We start from the raw sequence: 13,480 nt of genomic DNA, 5'->3' as shown, positions 1-13,480 counted from the left end.
CGGACCGGGTGCCCCCTGTGCGCATCGTCACAGGAAGCCGCCGGCTCAGAGCGGCCGGGACCCGCCCTGGACGGCCAGCCGCAAGGCGTGTTCCACCGGCCCGCGGCGCACCGGGCTGTGCGCCCAGGCGCGTTGCCAGGCCCAGGTGAGGGCCAGCGCCGTGCCGCTGAAGGCGATCCAGGCGAACCAGGAGGCGACCCCGTACGCCGGGCCGGCCAGCACCAGCGCGTGGATCACGTACGCACTGAGGGCCATCGCCCCGAGTACCGCCAGCGGCCGCAGCAGCCGGGCCCCGGTGCGGTGGCGCGCAGCGAAGACGCACAGGCCGATCAGGGCGCAGCCCACTCCCGCGTTGCCCAGGGTCTCCAGCGGGGTCTGGCTGTACGGGTCGGCCACCAGCAGCCAGTCCCACGACGTGCTCGGCACGGCGCCGAACTGCCCGCGCAGCACCTCGCGTACGGGGTCGGCGGCGGCCATCGCCTCGGGATGGTGGACGGCGATCGCGCCCAGCAGCCGCTCGCGGGCGCCGAACACGTGCGTGGCGAGCCAGGCGGAACCGTAGCCGACGACGGCCGCGGCCGTGCCCCAGGCGGCCATCCGCAGGGTCACGGCGCGCTCCCGCACGTCGCAGAGGCGGGCGAGTGCCATCCCGGCCAGCACGTACGGGAAGTAGGTGGCCAGCGGGTACGCGCCCGTGAGCAGCAGCTCGCACACCACGTCGCCCGCCCCGGACCAGCTCGTCAGCTGCGTGGCCTCGGGGACCGCGCCCCGGCCGGACGAGCCGTAGCCGAACACCGGGCCCAGCAGGAAGGACAGCAGCGGTCCCGCCACCACCGACACGCCGGCGACGGCGGACAGGACGGGTGTGGAGAGCCGCGTGAAGGGTTCGGCGGCCAGGAAGTACACGGCGAAGAAGGCCAGGATGACCAGGATCCCGGGCCACAGTGCGGCCAGGAGGAGTCCGAGCGCGGCCAGCACGGCGCAGCGGATCAGCAGCGGGCGCCAGCGCCGGGCCCATCCCCCGGGCGACGCCGCCGGGTCCTGGCCGCGCTGGGCGAGGAGCAGCGAGAACCCCGCGAGGAGCGTGAACAGGGCGGGCGCGCGGCCGTCCGCCGCGACCATCAGGTACCGGGCGCCCTCGGGTTCCGGGCTCGGCCCGACGTGGACGGCGAACATCCCGAGCACCGCGAGCCCGCGCACGGCGTCCACTCCGGCCAGCCGGCCGCCGGCGGCCCCGGTGCGCGCGCCCGCGGCCGGTCCTGCGGCCGGTCCTGCGGCCGGGCCCGCGTCCGATCTTGCGTCCGGTCCCGCGCCGCCCCGGTTCAGCCGCACGTGACGCTGTCCCGCGGCGTGTAACGGGTCTTCATCGTCTCCCGCTTGGCCTCCTTGCCGCCCACGACGAAGACGCGGTCGACGGCGACGTCGAAGCCCTCCAGCGGTGACTGGGGCTCGCACTTCGGGCTGCTGTCCTTGCGGGTGGCGGGCTGGCGGACGTTGGTCCGCGGGCCCTGGACCGCGCGTATCTCCTCGTACTTCTTCGTGCCCAGGAAGGTGATGGTGACGGAGGTCTCGGTGGCCTCGGCCTGGATGTACAGGGCCTTGCCCGAGTCGTTGGCGAAGCGCAGGTCGAGGCTTCCCCAGGCGACGGTGGCCTCGCGGCCCTCCGGGTAGCGCTCGATGTAGAAGGAGTGGGCGCCGTACTCGACGGGCTTGACCCCCGCGAAGAACATGGCGTTGAAGACGGTCGTCGCGACCGCCGAGACCCCGCCCCCGGCCGCCTTCTCGTACTGGCCGTTGTTGATGATCAGCCCGTCGACGAAGCCGTTCTCCTTGGTGCGCTCGCCGACCCTGCGGTTGAAGCTCCAGGTCTCGTCCGGCAGGACCAGCGAACCGTCGATCAGCTCGGCGGCGCGGCCGATGTTGGTCGTGCGGTACGCGGCCTGCTCGAACGGGACGGTGAAGGAGGACACCTTCTCCGTGATGCCGAGTTGCCGGACCGTGTCCGCGGACAGCCGCGGCCGGGCCTCCTCGGTGGCGACCTCGCCGGTACGGGCGGTCGCCCCGGACCCGGTCAGCAAGGGCAACACCACTGCGCTCAGGGCCTGTTCGGAGACCCTGCGGCCGGCCCGGCCCTCCTCCGCGACGGCGACCCGGCCCGAGCCGTCGACCCGGAGCCGGGCCTCGGCCGGGCCGGGGACGGCCTGGCGCAGCGGCCCCGCCAACGCGGGATCGGCCAGGAGCGCCCCGGCGTCGAGGCCGGGGGAGAGCCGGCCCTTCCCGTCGTCCTTCAGCGCCAGGTGCTTGGAGAGGACCGCGGGACCGACGGATATCCGCTTGCCCGCGACGGTCAGCGTGACGGGGGCGGACAGCGCCGGCTCCGCGAACTCCCGCAGGGCCCGGTCCACCTCCTGCTGCCCGATCCGCGGTTCCGTCCGCCGGACGGGCAGGACGACGGGCTCCGCCGAGGCGCGCGGGTAGGCCCCGCGCAGTGCGTCCAGGGAGCCGTCCACGTCCAGGGCCGTCCCCGTCACCGGGGCGACCGCCTTGGCCTTGCCCTTCTCGAACGTGACGGCTCCCTCGCGCACCTCCTGGGCGGCCTTCTTGCCGAGTGCGTCGAGCGCGGTGCGGGCCGCCTGCGCGTCCAGGCGGACCACCGGCGCCACGTCCGGGTCGCCGGAGGAGAACAGCCGGCCGATCACCGCGAACGGAGCGGAGGACGAGCCGGCGGCGCGCTCGGCCGTCGCGGCGGTGTCCAGCGACAGGCCCAGGTTCCCCGGGCCGGCCTGCTCGGAGCGGTCGCCGATCCGCAGCGCGACCGGGGCCGCGGCGGACGGGCCCAGCTCCCGGTCCAGCGCCCGGCGGGCCTCGGCCCGGCTCATGCCGCCTATGTCGACCCCGCGCACCTTCGTCCCCGGGGCGACGTCCTCGCCGGCCAGGAGCAGCCCGGCGGCGTACAGGCCGCCGAAGCCGAGGGCCGCGGCGCCACCGGCCACACCGGCGAGCACCGGCACGGACCGCCGTTTTCCCGTGGCGTCCGCGGGGCCCGTGGAGTGCGCAGGGCCCGTGGGGGAACGGCGTCGCATGGTGGGGTTCTCTTCCGTCTCCGGTGAAGTGGTCGGACCGGCGGGTTCAACGCCGCCAGTCCGCACGGGAAAGCTACCAAGGTCCGCATAACCAGGTAATAAGGAGGTATAGAACCGGCAAAGCGCGGAGTCCGGCCTCCGTGGCGGGAGCGCCGTAACCCGGGAGCCGCGGCCGCTGTTGCACCACCGGCGGGTCCACCCACGGTGAACGGAGTTCCGATGCGGCAGCTGACCGACGACAAGGCCGTGTCCGGCCGGAGGGCCCAGGCGGCAGCGGCCCCGGAGGCGGCAACCCCGGAAGCGGTGACTCCGGAGATGCCCGGCCCGGCCGAACCGGGCCGGGCCGGGTCCGAGGCGGCGGGCACCTGGATGACCCCGGAGGCGTACGGCGCCTCGCGCGCCGCCCTGTGGACCGGGGCGGTGGTCCTCGTCACCGACGCCGACGGCCGCGTCCTCGTCCAGAGCGTCGACTACCGGGCCGACCGGCTGCTCCCCGGCGGGGCCGTCGACGCCGGCGAGTCCCCCTCCGCCGCCGCGGCCCGCGAGGTGCGCGAGGAGCTGGGCGTCGAGGGCCGGTACCCGCGCGGCCTCGCCGTGGACTGGATCCCGCGCGGGACGCCCGGCTTCCCGGCGGCGATGCGGTTCCCCGGCGAGGTCCTGTACGTCTACGACGGCGGCACCTGGACCACGGACCGGATCGACGCCGTCCGCCTCCCCGCCCAGGAGATCACCGGCATCCAGTTCGCCGAGCCCGCCGACCTGCCGGACCTGATGGACCCCGGGGACGCCCGCCGCACCCTGTCCGCCCTGCGCGCCCGGATCGCCGGCTGCGGCACCGCCCTGCTGGAGGACGGCCGCCCCACCACGCCCACGGCCCTCGACCGGCTCGGCGTGCTCCGTACCCGCCGCACCCCGCAGCACGGCACCTGGCACCCCGGCCCGGAACCCGCGCGGCATCCCGTACGGGACAGCTCGGGCTGGCTGTTCGCCCCCGACGGCCGGGTCCTGCTCCTCATCGCCCGCGCCACCGGCGCCGCCCACCTCCCGCCTCCGGACGCCGGACCCACCGCGGGCGCCGCTCCGCTGGGCCACCGGCTGACCGGCGACGGTGCCCACGTCCGCACCGCCGCCCGCCTCACCGGCCTCGCCTCTGCCGCGGACCCGGCGTACGCCCGGCTGCTGGCCACCCCCGAACAGGTCCGGGAGCTGAGCGACTGGGGCCCGGCCGGGGAACGCGAACTCGCGTCGGTCCATGCGGCGCGCACCCGGCTGTCGCTGCCCGTTCCCGCCCGCATCCCGCCCGGCGAACTCCCCGCGGAGGCCGTCCGCTGGTGACGGCGCGGGCTGGGAGCCGCGGGCCCTGCCGCCCGCCATGACCGGGAAATCCGGCCACCGCGGCCCGCGGTCCCGCAGCATGGGGCCATGAGCGACAGCGCGATCACCTACACCCTGTACATCCAGGCCGATCCCGCCCGGGTCTGGCAGGCCCTCACCGAACCCGCCCTCACCCGCCGGTACTGGGGCACGAGCTTCGAGACCGACTGGGCCGTGGGGTCGACGATGGACTGGATCGAACGCGGGGCCCGCACCAGCGACCCCGCCCAGGTGGTCCTGGACTGCGTCCCCGACCGGCGGCTCTCCTACACCTGGCACTCCTTCACCCCCCAGTGGGCGGCCGCCGTCGGCATCGGCGAGGAGCTGCGGGCCGAGCTGGCGCGGGAGCGCCGTACGAAGGTGACGTACGAGATCGAGCCCGTCGGCGACACCCTCGCCCGGCTGACCGTCCTCCACGAGGGCTTCCAACCGGGCGGCACCCTGATCGGCATGTGCGGGCGGGCCTGGCCGCTGCTCGCGTCCAGCCTCAAGACCCTGCTGGAGACCGGGGCTCCGCTGCCCGAGCCGGGACACGACGCCGACCAGGGCGCCGGCGGGCACGAGGCGCACGAGCCCCGCCGTCCCGGCTCGGACCCCGGCAACTGAGCCGTAGCGCCGTAGCGCCGTAGCGCCGTAGCGCACCGGGCCGTCTCTTTCGGGTACGGGCCGGGCGGCGCTGCCCGCCACCGCGGACCCGGCTGCCACGATCCGAGAGGGACGTGTCAGGGGCAGACGGCCGTGGCCGACGGGGTCGGGCGCGCCCGCCTCCGTACCCGCCCGCCTCCGTCCCTGACCGGCCCCGTCCCTGACCGCCCCCGTCCCCGACCCGCCCGAACGGCCTTGCCCCGCGACTGAGATCATGGAGAGCGACCACGAACCAGGAGCGCAGGCATGGCACTCGATCACCACCGCGTCGTCATCACCGCCGCCGGACGCGACTTCGGGCGGACCTTGGCCCTCCGGTTCGCCGCCCGAGGCGCCGAGGTCCACCTGTCCGCCCGTACGCTCGACGCCGCCGAGACCGTCCGCGCGGAGATCCTGGCCCAGGGCCACGAAGCCGGCCGGGTCCACGCCTATGCCTGTGAGCTGACCGACCCCGCCTCGGTGAGGGAGTTCGCCGCCGCGGTGGCCGCCCGTACCGGCCACGTCGACGTGCTCGTCAACAACGGCTCGCGCTACCAGCACGGCACCGACCTGCTGTCCGCCTCGGACGAGGAGGTCGTCGACACCCTGGCCTCCGGGGCCACCGGCACCGTCCTGGCCACGAAGGCCTTCCTCCCGCTCCTCCTGGAGTCGTCGAAGCCGGACATCGTGACCATGGTCTCGGGCTGCGGCGAGACCGGCCATCACCGGTCCGACGCGCACGACGCGTTCTACGCGGCCAAGAGCGCCCAGGCCGGCTTCACCGAGATCCTCTCCCACAGGCTCCGCGACCGGGGTGTCCGGGTGATCTCCCTCTACCCGCCGGACTTCGACAACCACGACCCGCTGTCGGACGCCTGGGAGAACGCCCCGCGCACCTCGAAGGACCAGCTCACCGCCCAGTCCCTGGTGGACTGCATCTTCTTCGCCATCGGCCAGCCCCGCGACTGCTTCATCAAGTCCTTCACCTTCGAACAGGTGTGACGGGAACGGGCACGGGGTCGTGACGGAGGCGGACACGAGGGACACGGCACTGGCGGAGATCCTCGACGCGGCGGCCGCGGGGCGTTTCCCGCCTCCCGACGGCGGCACCACGGTGGTGCCGCAGCCGAACCGGCGCGACGCGGGAGTCATCGCCTTCACCGCGCATGCGGTGGTGTTCACCGACGAGGACCCGGAGTGGGTGCGCGCCACCCTCGCCTCCCTGGACTGCGACGCGTTGGCCGCCGCCATGAACCCGCGGTTCCTGGCCGCGCTGCTGGAGCGCACCGGCCGCGGCACCGACACGATCGACCTGCTCACCGTGGCCGATCCGCTCCCCGGCGCCCCCTCGCCGGCACTCCGGGAGCTCGCCGACCCGGACCACCCCCGCGTCCGGCGGGCTCTGCGCCGCCGCGACGGGGTACGGGTCTGGGCCGCGGACGGAGGCGTGATCGTCCTGGGCCGCGGCGTCGCGGGCCGCTGGGAGACGGCGATCGAGGTGGACGAGGGCGTTCGCCACCGAGGCCTGGGCCGCGAACTGGCCCGCGCCGCACGCCACTTGGTGCCGGACGGAGAACCGGTCTGGTCCCAGCAGGCCGCGGGCAACGCGCGCAGCATCCGCGCCTTCCAGGCGGCCGGGTTCCGCCCGGTCGGCGCGGAATCACTGATGCTGCCCCGCGCGGGCTGAGGCCGCCGGCGCACCGGGCCGGCCTTCCGGCCGGGCCCCGACGGCACCCTGGCCACCGGCCGTTCACGGCCGTCGTGTGGAATGGAGGCATGGCGAGAGGGAAGAAACAGCGGCCACCGGCCACCGGCATGCCGACGTCGGTGCTGGTCCTGCCCACGCGGGACGGCTGGGCGCAGTCCGTCGCCGGGGTGGGGTGCGGGCGGCCCGAGCCGGACGTCCTGGACGCCGAACAGGCCAAGGACCGTGCGGCCGGGACGGTCCACCGGGCCGCCGCACTCCACGGCCGCAGCGTCCGCATCGACTGGCAGCCCGGCGCGGACGGCTCGTGGACGGGGCGCGTCGGGGAAGGCGCCGCACGATGACCGGCCCGGACGACGACGCCCCGGCCGAACACTGGCGCTACGCCCGGCACTTGGAGGCCCTGGCCGCGGCGCCGGACACGGCCGCCGAAGTCGAGGTGGTGTCCGCCGTACTCCGCGACCCGGACCCGGTGATGGCCGAGAGCGCCGTGGTCACCCACCTCGACCGCCGGGCGGAACGGCTGCTGGCCGACGCGGCGTTCCCCGCCTGGGCACGGGCCCTGGGCACCGCGCTCGCGGGCCGCGCGTTCGCCGAGCGGCGGCTGCGCGAGTGGACCCTGTTGCGGGCCGTCGACGGGGACGGGCCCTGGTCGGCGGCGGAACTCACCGCGGCCTCCGACTGGTGCCAGCGCACCGCCGTCCGGTCGGTGGCCTCGGTCGAGGCGCTCACGCTGCTCGCCGCGGACGCCCGCACCCGCCGCGTCCGCAACGCCGCCGCCGAACGCCTGCGCAAACACACCTCGGCCTGACGCGGGCCGGCGTGCCGGGCCCGGGAGGCGCTCGGCCTCGTCGCCCGCGGCTGCGCACACTTCGTCATCGAGGCCTACGCGTCGGGCCTGGTCATCCCGGGGCGCCGGGACCACCGGGCGCCGGGGGACGGGACCGCGGTCCCCGGGAAACGCGACGGGCCCCCTCCGGGGAGGGGGCCCGCAGCTGAGGACCGTGGTCCCGCGGGTGGGGGCCGTGGCCCGGCGCAGAGGCGTCAGTTGGCCTTGCGGACGCGGGCCGCGGCGCGCGCCTCCGCCGTCAGGCGGGCCTCCGCCGTCTTGCGCGACTCCTTGCCCCGGCCCGGCCGCCCCGGGCGCTGGCCCATGCCGCGGAAGCCCAGCTCGGAACCCGAGGGCTTGCCCTTGGCATCGGTGGGCGCGGCGCCGGCGAGCGGGACCCCGGAGGGCGCCTTGGCCCCGGTGATCCGGCTGAGCGCCGCCTCGCCGGAGCGCACCTGGGTGATCTCCGGCCGGATGCGGGCGTCGGCCATCAGCCGGACCATGTCCCGGCGCTGGTTCGGCGTGACGAGCGTGACGACCCGGCCGGACTCGCCGGCCCGCGCGGTACGGCCGCCCCGGTGCAGGTAGTCCTTGTGGTCGGCGGGCGGGTCGACGTTGACCACGAGGTCGAGGTCGTCGATGTGGATGCCGCGCGCGGCCACGTTGGTGGCGACCAGGACGTTGACGGCGCCGGTCTTGAACTGCGCCAGCGTCCGCGTGCGCTGCGGCTGCGACTTCCCGCTGTGCAGGCCCTCGGCCCGTACGCCCATGGCGCGCAGGTGCTTCACGAACTGGTCGACCCCGTGCTTGGTGTCGAGGAACATCAGCACCCGGCCCTCGCGCGCCGCGATCTCGGTCGCCGCCGCGATCTTGTCGGCCGCGTGGATGTGCAGCACGTGGTGGTCCATCGTGGTCACCGCGCCCGCCTGCGGGTCCACGGAGTGGGCGACGGGGTCCTTCAGGTACGTCCTGACCAGCTGGTCCACGTTGCGGTCCAGGGTCGCGGAGAACAGCATCCGCTGCCCCGCGTGGTGCACCTGGTCCAGGATCTCCGTGACCTGCGGCATGAAGCCCATGTCGCACATCTGGTCGGCCTCGTCGAGCACGGCGATCTTCACGCGCTCCAGGTGCACGTCGCGCCGGCCCACCAGGTCGCTGAGGCGTCCGGGCGTGGCCACCACGACCTCCGCGCCGGTGCGCAGCGCACTGACCTGCCGGCCGATGGACAGGCCGCCGACGACGGTGACCATCCGCAGCTTCAGGGCGTCGGCGTACGGGGTCAGCGCCTCGGTGACCTGCTGCGCCAGCTCGCGCGTCGGTACGAGGACCAGGGCGAGGGGGCGCTTGGGGTCCGCCTGCCGGCCCGCGGTACGGGCCAGCAGGGCCAGGCCGAAGGCCAGCGTCTTGCCGGAGCCGGTCTGGGCGCGGCCCAGGACGTCGCGGCCGGCCAGGGCGTTCGGCAGGGTGGCGGCCTGGATGGGGAAGGGGTCCTTCACCGCCAGGTCGGCCAGCTTCTTCACCAGCTCAAGGGGCAGGTCGAGCTCGGAGAACGACGCCACCGGCGGGAGCGCCGGCGTCGTCGACCGGGGCATCGAGAACTCGCCCTGCGGTCCGAGGGTGCGCGTGGGCTTGGCGGCGGACTTGCCACCGCCCTTCGCACCCGCCTTCACACCGAAGCGCCCATGAACTGACGGGTTCTTCATGCAGAACCTTTCGAAGAAGCACAGCGAGAACAAAAGATGGTCAACCGCCCATGGTACCAGCGGGGCCTGGACCTCCCCGGCGGCCGATTTCCCGGCCGCCGGGGGGCCGGCCCGTTCACCGGCTCTCCGGCGGGGTGGCGGACAGCTCTCCGGCCCGTACCTGGGCCAGGTGGGCGCGGGCCTCGCCGGCGGCCCTCCCGAACCAGTCGGCGATCACCGCGACCTCGTCCGGCGTGTAGTCGGCGAACAGGGCGCCGAGCCGGTCGTAGAAGGGCTGGTACACCGCGAAGACCCGGACCGCGGCCTGCGGGTCGGCCACCACGCGGACCCGGCGCCGGTCGGCCGGATCGGGCCGGCGGTGCGCGTATCCGGCCCGCTCCAGGCGGTTGAGCACCCCCGTCACGGCTCCCGTGGTGAGGTTCACCAGCTCGGCGAGGTCGCCCGCGGCGAGGGGCGCCTCTCCGGCGCCCAGGATGTGGCCCAGGCAGGTCAGGTCCGTGACGTTCAGCCCGAGGAGCTGCGCCATCTCCTGCTGGCCGACGATGCCCAGGGCGACGTAGTGGTCCATGCGCGAAAGCGCTTCCCCGGCGGTGGCCGGAGGGCGGGACTTGCCCTGCACGCAGATACTCCTTAGTGTCTAAGTTACTTAGCTCGTAAGATGCTTATTTCGTGAAGTAAGCGTCCTGCTCCGAGCCTAGTGCCGCCCGTACGACCAGGGAGAATCATGAGCGCGCACGGAGACGTCGACCTGGGCCACACCGTGGCCGGATGGGCCGGCACCACGCTGGCCCTGCTGGGCTTCACCGGATCGGGCGCCGCGGTCTGCGCCGCCTGGGTTCCCGGCATCTGGGCCGGCCTCGCGGTCGTGGCCGCGGCGGGCGCCGTCACCTGGCTGCTGCACCTCGCCGGATGGGGCAAGCCGAGCGGACCCCGTCCCGCGGCCCGCCGTGACTGGCGGGTCAGGGACTCCGGGGCACACGCGGGGCACGCCGACTGCCTGGGCTGCCGCATCGGCCGACCGCGCCGCGTCCGCGCGGACGCCTCCGCGGCCGGGGCCGGGACCGGCTCGCCGGTGGTGGACGCCGGGCCCCGCGCGACCGTGTCCTCCGGGTCCGTGCCCGCCCCGTCCGTGTCGGCCTGAGCGGCCGGATCCGCGCCGCGCCACGGTTGGCCGCGTTGGACGTGTGGGGCGCGGGGCCCTCAGGCAGGATCGAAGACGGCCGCGTGTGCGGCCCGCAGTGGAACGTCGTGAAGGATCAGCAAGATGGCAACAGGCATCGTGAAGTGGTTCAACTCCGAGAAGGGGTTCGGCTTCATCCAGCAGGACGACGGCGGCCCGGACGTGTTCGTGCACTTCTCCGCCATCGAGTCCACCGGCTTCAAGTCGCTGGAGGAGAACGCGAAGGTCGAGTACGACGTCACCCAGGGCCCCAAGGGTCCCCAGGCCGAGCGGGTGGTTCCCCTCTCGTAGTACCGCTTCACGGGCCCGCCCGTGAAGGACGAGCCCCGCCGGTCCGTCCGGTGGGGCTCGTCCGCGTTTCAGGCGCGGTGCAACGCCAGCAGCAGGGTCCACAGGCGGTCCGCCAGGCCGGCCGGATCCGCCGGGATGCCGTCGTGGAGCCAGTCGGCGAGGACCCCGGTGAAGGTGGCGGCCACCGCCGAGGCGACGAGTTCCGCGTCGGGGGCGCCGGCGGCCGCGCGCTCGGCGCGGGCGCGCTCGCGCAGCTCCCGGTGGAGCCGGTCGCCGAGGGGGCCGCCGCCGCCCGGCAGCAGCAGGGTGCGGTACAGCGCCGCCCGCCCGGCCGCGCCGGCGAGGAAGGCGGCCAGCGCGGCCGGCGGCCGGACCGGGGGCCGCGCGGCGGGGCCGGTCTGCCAGGCGTGGAGGGCGTCGACGCCGGCGTGCACCACGTCGGCGCACGCGTCCACGGCGAGCGCGGTGAGGTCCTCGTAGTGCAGGTAGAACGTGGCACGGCCGACGCCCGCCCGGCGGACCACCGCCGAGACGCTGACCTCGGCGAGCGGCCGGGCCGCGCACTCGGCGAGCAGGGCCTCGCGCAGCCTGGCCTTCGTACGGGCCGTACGGGGATCCTCGGCGCGGGCGTCGGGACGCGCGCCGGGGCGCGGGTCCTGCGGGGTCACGCGGCGAGCAGCGCGGCGCCGAGGGCGAGTGCGCCGGGCAGGGCCTGGGCGAACAGGATGCGCTTGTTGGCGGTGGCCGCCCCGAAGATGCCGGCGACGATCACGCAGGTGAGGAAGAAGATCTGGGTGGCGAGCGAGTCGATGACGAGTGCCCAGACCAGGCCCGCGGCCAGGAACCCGTTGTACAGCCCCTGATTGGCCGCGAGGGGCGCGGTGAGGCGGGCGGTCTCCGCGTCGAAGCCGGACAGGGCGCGCCCCGGGGGTCGCTGCCACAGGAACATCTCCAGTACCAGGAAGTACGCGTGCAGCGCGGCCACGAGGGCGATGAGGATCTGAGCGACCGTGTGCATGGCCGCCTCCACTTCTCGGAAGGTTCGGGCAGGGGTGGCGGGCGCGGGCCCCCAGTTCCTGGACAACTGTACAGGAAGTCCTTCCGGTGGTGGCCGGGGCCGGGCCCCGACGTCCGGGCCCGGCCTCCCGCCCCCGCCCCGGCCCTCAGGCCTCCCGAATCGAAATGGCCGAGACGGGGCAGGCCCGGGCGGCCTCGCGCACCAGCGCGCTCCCCGCGCCGTCCTCGCGGCCCGGGAGGAGCTCGCTGATCCCGTCGTCGTCCTGGGTGAACACCCCGGGCGCGGTCAGCGCGCACTGGCCCGCTCCGATGCAGGCGCCGGTGTCGATGGCGATCGCCACGCGGCCGCCCGGCGCGCCCCTCACCACGCCACCGGGAGTTCGACCATGCCCTGGATCGTGTCGCCGGGCTTGAACGGGATGCGGTCCGGTTCGGCCGCGAGGCGCAGGCCGGGGAGCCGTTCGAAGAGCGCGGCCAGTGCGATCTCCATCTCCGCGCGCGCCAGGTTCTGGCCCAGGCACTGGTGGATCCCGAAGCCGAAGGCCACGTGGTGCCCGTTGGGCCGGTGCCAGTCCAGGTGGTCGGGTTCCTCGAAGACCTCCCCGTCGCGGTTGATGACGGAGGTGGAGAAGACGACCCCGTCGTCGGCGCGGACCGTCACCCCGCCGATCTCGATGTCCTCGGTGGCCACCCGCAGCATCCCGTCCGCGATCGACAGGAACCGCATCAGCTCCTCGACGGCCGCCGGCATCAGCTCCGGTTCGGCGCGCAGCTCGGCCAGCTGCTCGGGGTGCCGCAGCAGGGTGAACGTGCCGAGGGAGATCATGTTGGCGGTGGTCTCGTGCCCGGCGACCAGCAGGATGACGGCGAGCGAGACCAGCTCCTCGACGTCGACCTCACCGGTTTCCAGGCGCCGCGCGATCAGTTCGTCGAGCAGTCCGTCGCCCGGCTCCCGGCGCTTGCGCTCCACGAGGTCGACGAGGTACGCGTCGAGCTGCCGCCGGGCGTCCTCCACGTCGGCGGCCTCCGGGCCGCGCAGCAGCCGGCGCGACTGCCCCTCGAAGAACTCGTGGTCCGCGTACGGGACCCCGAGCAGGGCGCAGATCACCATCGAGGGCACCGGCAGGGCGAAGGCGCTCACGAGTTCCGCGGTCGGACCCGCGGCGACCATCTCGTCGATCAGCCGGTCCACGGTCGCGCGGATGCGCGGGCGAAGGGCCGCGGTCCGCTTCAGCGTGAAGCTGGGGATCAGCATCCGGCGCTGGGTGTTGTGCTCGGGGTCGTCGACCCCGAGCAGGGCGGCACGGCGGACCTTCAGGCCCTTGAACCGCTTGGAGGGGGTGGGGAAGGCGGCGTTCTCGCGGTCGGTGGACAGCCGCCCGTCGGAGAGCAGGGCGCGCGCCTCGGCGTGCCCGGTGACGACCCATACGGAGCGTCCGTCGAAGAGGGTGACCCGGGAGAGCGGGCGGCCCGTGCGCAGCGGCTCGTACGCGGCCGGCGGGTGGTAGGGGCAGGTTCGGTCCTGGGGGAACGCGACGGTCTCTGACATGAAGCACCTCGCATGCGATGGTTCCGTCTTGCCGGACTCCATTACATGCCTGAGGCACCTATCCCACCTATGCCACTTTCGGCCAGATCACCCAAGTTCGCCCACAGGGACCAGTCGGCGGACGT

The 13,480-nt window shown here is 74.8% G+C and carries 16 protein-coding genes; 8 read left to right on the top strand and 8 right to left on the bottom strand.

Features of this window, described 5'->3' with window-relative positions:
* Nucleotides 1-45: 45 nt before the first annotated feature.
* Nucleotides 46-1,332 carry a DUF418 domain-containing protein gene (locus tag ACZ6S8_RS34710; protein ID WP_469461783.1) on the bottom strand — a complete coding sequence of 429 codons (1,287 nt, stop codon included), beginning with the start codon at nt 1,330-1,332 and terminating at the stop codon, nt 46-48.
* Nucleotides 1,323-3,011, bottom strand: a complete 1,689-nt coding sequence (locus ACZ6S8_RS34705; protein ID WP_469461781.1) for a VanW family protein — start codon at nt 3,009-3,011, stop codon at nt 1,323-1,325. The genes ACZ6S8_RS34710 and ACZ6S8_RS34705 overlap by 10 nt, the downstream gene beginning before the upstream one ends.
* A gap of 291 nt (nt 3,012-3,302) precedes the next feature.
* Here ACZ6S8_RS34705 and ACZ6S8_RS34700 point away from each other — a divergent pair, with 291 nt between their 5' ends.
* The 6 genes from ACZ6S8_RS34700 to ACZ6S8_RS34675 all read left to right on the top strand — a co-directional run bounded on the left by ACZ6S8_RS34700 (nt 3,303) and on the right by ACZ6S8_RS34675 (nt 7,597).
* On the top strand, nt 3,303-4,418 hold the full coding sequence (locus ACZ6S8_RS34700) for an NUDIX domain-containing protein (protein WP_469461779.1): 1,116 nt from the start codon (nt 3,303-3,305) through the stop codon (nt 4,416-4,418).
* An 87-nt stretch (nt 4,419-4,505) separates the two neighbouring features.
* On the top strand, nt 4,506-5,063 hold the full coding sequence (locus tag ACZ6S8_RS34695; RefSeq protein WP_469461777.1) for an SRPBCC family protein: 558 nt from the start codon (nt 4,506-4,508) through the stop codon (nt 5,061-5,063).
* Nucleotides 5,064-5,348: 285 nt separating this feature from the next.
* Nucleotides 5,349-6,083 carry an SDR family oxidoreductase gene (locus ACZ6S8_RS34690; RefSeq protein WP_469461775.1) on the top strand — a complete coding sequence of 245 codons (735 nt, stop codon included), beginning with the start codon at nt 5,349-5,351 and terminating at the stop codon, nt 6,081-6,083.
* Between the two features lie 19 nt (nt 6,084-6,102).
* Nucleotides 6,103-6,768, top strand: coding sequence for a GNAT family protein (locus ACZ6S8_RS34685; RefSeq protein ID WP_469461774.1), 666 nt, complete (start codon nt 6,103-6,105; stop codon nt 6,766-6,768).
* Between the two features lie 89 nt (nt 6,769-6,857).
* Nucleotides 6,858-7,130, top strand: coding sequence for a hypothetical protein (locus ACZ6S8_RS34680; RefSeq protein ID WP_469461772.1), 273 nt, complete (start codon nt 6,858-6,860; stop codon nt 7,128-7,130).
* Nucleotides 7,127-7,597 (top strand): hypothetical protein, encoded by a 471-nt coding sequence (locus ACZ6S8_RS34675; protein ID WP_469461771.1) that lies wholly within the window; start codon nt 7,127-7,129, stop codon nt 7,595-7,597. The genes ACZ6S8_RS34680 and ACZ6S8_RS34675 overlap by 4 nt, the downstream gene beginning before the upstream one ends.
* Before the next feature lie 233 nt (nt 7,598-7,830).
* On the opposite strand, the gene ACZ6S8_RS34670 is transcribed toward ACZ6S8_RS34675, so the two are convergent.
* Both ACZ6S8_RS34670 and ACZ6S8_RS34665 read right to left on the bottom strand, forming a co-directional pair.
* A complete protein-coding gene (locus ACZ6S8_RS34670; RefSeq protein WP_469461769.1) occupies nt 7,831-9,318 on the bottom strand; it encodes a DEAD/DEAH box helicase in 1,488 nt (495 codons plus the stop codon).
* A gap of 115 nt (nt 9,319-9,433) precedes the next feature.
* Nucleotides 9,434-9,937 (bottom strand): MarR family transcriptional regulator, encoded by a 504-nt coding sequence (locus tag ACZ6S8_RS34665; protein ID WP_469461768.1) that lies wholly within the window; start codon nt 9,935-9,937, stop codon nt 9,434-9,436.
* Between the two features lie 105 nt (nt 9,938-10,042).
* Between ACZ6S8_RS34665 and ACZ6S8_RS34660 the strand changes: the two genes are divergently transcribed.
* Both ACZ6S8_RS34660 and ACZ6S8_RS34655 read left to right on the top strand, forming a co-directional pair.
* On the top strand, nt 10,043-10,459 hold the full coding sequence (locus ACZ6S8_RS34660; protein ID WP_469461766.1) for an HGxxPAAW family protein: 417 nt from the start codon (nt 10,043-10,045) through the stop codon (nt 10,457-10,459).
* Between the two features lie 123 nt (nt 10,460-10,582).
* On the top strand, nt 10,583-10,789 hold the full coding sequence (locus tag ACZ6S8_RS34655) for a cold-shock protein (protein WP_386529169.1): 207 nt from the start codon (nt 10,583-10,585) through the stop codon (nt 10,787-10,789).
* Nucleotides 10,790-10,857: 68 nt separating this feature from the next.
* Here the strand turns inward: ACZ6S8_RS34655 and ACZ6S8_RS34650 are convergent, their stop codons facing one another.
* The 4 genes from ACZ6S8_RS34650 to ACZ6S8_RS34635 form a co-directional block, all read right to left on the bottom strand.
* On the bottom strand, nt 10,858-11,457 hold the full coding sequence (locus ACZ6S8_RS34650; protein ID WP_469461764.1) for a TetR/AcrR family transcriptional regulator: 600 nt from the start codon (nt 11,455-11,457) through the stop codon (nt 10,858-10,860).
* On the bottom strand, nt 11,454-11,807 hold the full coding sequence (locus ACZ6S8_RS34645) for a DUF1304 domain-containing protein (protein WP_469461762.1): 354 nt from the start codon (nt 11,805-11,807) through the stop codon (nt 11,454-11,456). The genes ACZ6S8_RS34650 and ACZ6S8_RS34645 overlap by 4 nt, the downstream gene beginning before the upstream one ends.
* A 145-nt stretch (nt 11,808-11,952) precedes the next feature.
* Nucleotides 11,953-12,147, bottom strand: coding sequence for a ferredoxin (locus ACZ6S8_RS34640; protein WP_469461760.1), 195 nt, complete (start codon nt 12,145-12,147; stop codon nt 11,953-11,955).
* A gap of 20 nt (nt 12,148-12,167) precedes the next feature.
* Nucleotides 12,168-13,355 (bottom strand): cytochrome P450, encoded by a 1,188-nt coding sequence (locus ACZ6S8_RS34635; protein ID WP_469461759.1) that lies wholly within the window; start codon nt 13,353-13,355, stop codon nt 12,168-12,170.
* Nucleotides 13,356-13,480: the final 125 nt, after the last annotated feature.

It is taken from the genome of Streptomyces sp. NPDC048461, from assembly GCF_055587105.1.
The sequence above is the reverse complement of the archived record's forward strand: the minus strand, read 5'-3'. Positions and strand labels throughout refer to the sequence as shown.

What these genes read in the sequence shown, in the direction of transcription:
- ACZ6S8_RS34660 (WP_469461766.1), top strand. Translation starts at nt 10,043, where the DNA reads ATGAGCGCGCACGGAGACGTCGACCTGGGCCACACCGTGGCCGGATGG.
- ACZ6S8_RS34680 (WP_469461772.1), top strand. Translation starts at nt 6,858, where the DNA reads ATGGCGAGAGGGAAGAAACAGCGGCCACCGGCCACCGGCATGCCGACG.
- ACZ6S8_RS34645 (WP_469461762.1), bottom strand. Translation starts at nt 11,807, where the DNA reads ATGCACACGGTCGCTCAGATCCTCATCGCCCTCGTGGCCGCGCTGCAC.
- ACZ6S8_RS34635 (WP_469461759.1), bottom strand. Translation starts at nt 13,355, where the DNA reads ATGTCAGAGACCGTCGCGTTCCCCCAGGACCGAACCTGCCCCTACCAC.
- ACZ6S8_RS34690 (WP_469461775.1), top strand. Translation starts at nt 5,349, where the DNA reads ATGGCACTCGATCACCACCGCGTCGTCATCACCGCCGCCGGACGCGAC.
- ACZ6S8_RS34695 (WP_469461777.1), top strand. Translation starts at nt 4,506, where the DNA reads ATGAGCGACAGCGCGATCACCTACACCCTGTACATCCAGGCCGATCCC.
- ACZ6S8_RS34675 (WP_469461771.1), top strand. Translation starts at nt 7,127, where the DNA reads ATGACCGGCCCGGACGACGACGCCCCGGCCGAACACTGGCGCTACGCC.
- ACZ6S8_RS34655 (WP_386529169.1), top strand. Translation starts at nt 10,583, where the DNA reads ATGGCAACAGGCATCGTGAAGTGGTTCAACTCCGAGAAGGGGTTCGGC.
- ACZ6S8_RS34700 (WP_469461779.1), top strand. Translation starts at nt 3,303, where the DNA reads ATGCGGCAGCTGACCGACGACAAGGCCGTGTCCGGCCGGAGGGCCCAG.
- ACZ6S8_RS34670 (WP_469461769.1), bottom strand. Translation starts at nt 9,318, where the DNA reads ATGAAGAACCCGTCAGTTCATGGGCGCTTCGGTGTGAAGGCGGGTGCG.